This is a genomic window from Burkholderia sp. (assembly GCF_018375725.1).
Taxonomy (GTDB): Bacteria; Pseudomonadota; Gammaproteobacteria; order Burkholderiales; family Burkholderiaceae; genus Burkholderia.
The window spans coordinates 1-2,462 of sequence record NZ_JAHACR010000443.1 but is presented as its reverse complement, the minus strand read 5'-3'; the positions used below and the strand labels follow the sequence as shown (position 1 = coordinate 2,462).

General features: G+C 65.9%; 2 protein-coding genes and 1 pseudogene. 1 reads left to right on the top strand and 2 read right to left on the bottom strand.

Annotated features, from left to right (window positions below):
- Positions 1 to 1,296: alkyl hydroperoxide reductase subunit F (gene ahpF / locus KH616_RS24120; protein WP_292253701.1), on the top strand; the 1,296-nt coding region annotated here is incomplete at its 5' end.
- Positions 1,297 to 1,583: 287 nt separating this feature from the next.
- Here ahpF and KH616_RS24115 read toward each other — a convergent pair.
- Together KH616_RS24115 and KH616_RS24110 are read right to left on the bottom strand one after the other, a co-directional pair.
- On the bottom strand, positions 1,584 to 2,138 hold the full coding sequence (locus tag KH616_RS24115; protein ID WP_292253698.1) for a carboxymuconolactone decarboxylase family protein: 555 nt from the start codon (positions 2,136 to 2,138) through the stop codon (positions 1,584 to 1,586).
- Between the two features lie 22 nt (positions 2,139 to 2,160).
- A pseudogene (locus KH616_RS24110) lies at positions 2,161 to 2,462 on the bottom strand (aspartate aminotransferase family protein); the annotation flags it as partial.

The window sequence follows — 2,462 nt, the reverse complement described above, 5'->3', positions numbered from 1 at the left end:
ATCGTTTCCATTGGCTCCGACGACGTGATCGAACAGATCCGCGCGCTTGACGGCGACTATGCATTCGAGACGTATTTCTCGCTGTCGTGCCAGAACTGCCCCGAAGTCGTGCAGGCGCTGAACGTGATGGCGCTGATCAACCCGCGCATCCGGCACGTTGCGATCGACGGCGCACTGTTCCAGGACGAAGTCGAGGCCCGCCAGATCATGGCCGTGCCGACGATGTTCCTGAACGGCGAGTCGTTCGGCCAGGGACGCAGCAGCGTCAAGGAAATTCTCGCGAAGCTCGATACCGGTGCGAGCGCGCGCGCCGCAAAGGCACTCGACGACAAGCCGGTGTTCGACACGCTGATCGTCGGCGGCGGCCCGGCCGGCGCGGCTGCGGCCATTTATTCGGCGCGCAAGGGCATCGCAACCGGCGTGGTCGCCGAGCGCTTCGGCGGGCAGGTGCTCGACACGATGGCGATCGAGAACTTCGTGTCGGTGCAGGAAACCGAAGGACCGAAGTTCGCGACGGCACTCGAGCAGCACGTGAAGCAGTACGACGTCGACATCATGGACGTGCAGCGCGCCGATGCGCTGATTCCCGGCGACGTGCACCAGATCCGTCTCGCGAGCGGCGCGGTGCTGAAGGCGAAGACGATCGTGATCGCGACGGGCGCGCGCTGGCGCGAGATCAACGTGCCGGGCGAGCGTGAATACCGCAACCGCGGCGTCGCGTACTGCCCGCACTGCGACGGCCCGCTGTTCAAGGGCAAGCGCGTTGCGGTGGTGGGCGGCGGCAATTCGGGCGTCGAGGCGGCGATCGATCTGGCGGGCCTCGTCCGCGAGGTCACGCTGATCGAATTCGGCGCACAGTTGCGCGCGGACGAAGTGCTGCAACGCAAGCTGCGCAGCCTGCCGAACGTCACGGTGGTCACGCAAGCGCAGACCACCGAACTGACCGGCGACGGCAACAAACTGAACGGCCTCGTCTACAAGGATCTGCAGACGGGCGACGTCAAGCGCGTCGAACTCGAAGGCGTGTTCGTGCAGATCGGTCTTGTGCCGAATACCGAATGGCTGAAGGGCACGCTCGAGCTGTCGAAGCACGGCGAGATCGTCGTCGACGCGCGCGGCGCGACGTCAGTGCCGGGCGTGTTCGCGGCGGGCGACGTGACGACGGTGCCGTTCAAGCAGATCGTGATCGCGGTCGGCGAAGGCGCAAAGGCTTCGCTCGGCGCGTTCGATTACCTGATCCGTCAGGAAGCCACGCCCGCCGACGTGGCGCCGCAGGCTGAAGCCGTCGCGGCATAACGCGAGCGCTCTCTCCTGACCCCGCACGCCACCGATGGCGTGCGGGGTCTTTTTTCGTCATTGCACGACGGCGTGCCGCGCAAACGATAAAGACGGGCAGTACGGCCGAACGCATTCACCTGTCCTCCGGCGGTGGCTCTGACCGGATTCAGGACAGGAAGGAAATTTTCCGCCTCTGAACCCGCGCTTTCGATGAAGCACGCGATTACATTCAGACGAATCGTCCCCGGCAGTGCGCGCCGCCACAGGGTTGTGCGCCCGCCGCAACCGCGCGGGCACGCACGCCCTCATTCCGGGAATGGCAGCGCTGTCTGGCCGTCGGCACGCATGCCGAACGTATTGAGCGTCATCGCAACAAGCGCGTAATAGCCCAGCAACGCGACCAGATTGACGACGACCGCGTGACCGAAATGCTCCTGCGCGCGTGCGAACGTCGCGTCGCTCACACGACGCGTATCGTAGAGTTCGTTCGCGAATGCGTAAATCAGCGCATCGTCGTCCGACTCGAATGCCGGCTCGACGCCCAGCCGGATCGCTTCCGCGGTCGCGGCGGGCAGCCCCGCGTCGAGCGCGATCGGATGATGGATATGCCACTCCGCCTGCGAACGCCAGCGCGCGGCAGTCACGAGGATCGCCAGTTCCGACAGGCGCAGCGGCAAGCCGGTGCGATAGCGGCAAAACGCACCCAGGCGCTGCGCATGCTGAGCCAGCTCGGGGCTCGCGATCCAGCCGAGGAACGGCCCGTTCAGATTGCCGCGCGGGCCGCTGAGAATCTCGTCGAGCACGGCCTTCTGCGCATCGGTCGCCGATGCCGGATCGAACGGGGGAAGTCGAGTGTTCATGATGTTCCGTGCGCTGGCACCGTTATGCGCTGGCTGCCGCGAGCGCCGCGTAGACCGCGCCAGCGAGGCGTTCGACGATCGTGTCGATCTGCTGCGGCATGCAGATGAATGGCGGCGCGAGCAACACGTGATCGCCCTGCCGCCCGTCGATCGTACCGCCCATCGGATACACCATCAAACCACGCTGCATCGCTTCGCGCTTGATCGCGGCATGCAGCTTCAGCGCCGGATCGAAGGCCGCCTTGCTTGCGCGGTCGCGCACGAACTCGATGCCGACGAACAGTCCGCGTCCGCGCACGTCGCCGGTCAGCCGCGTCTCGATCG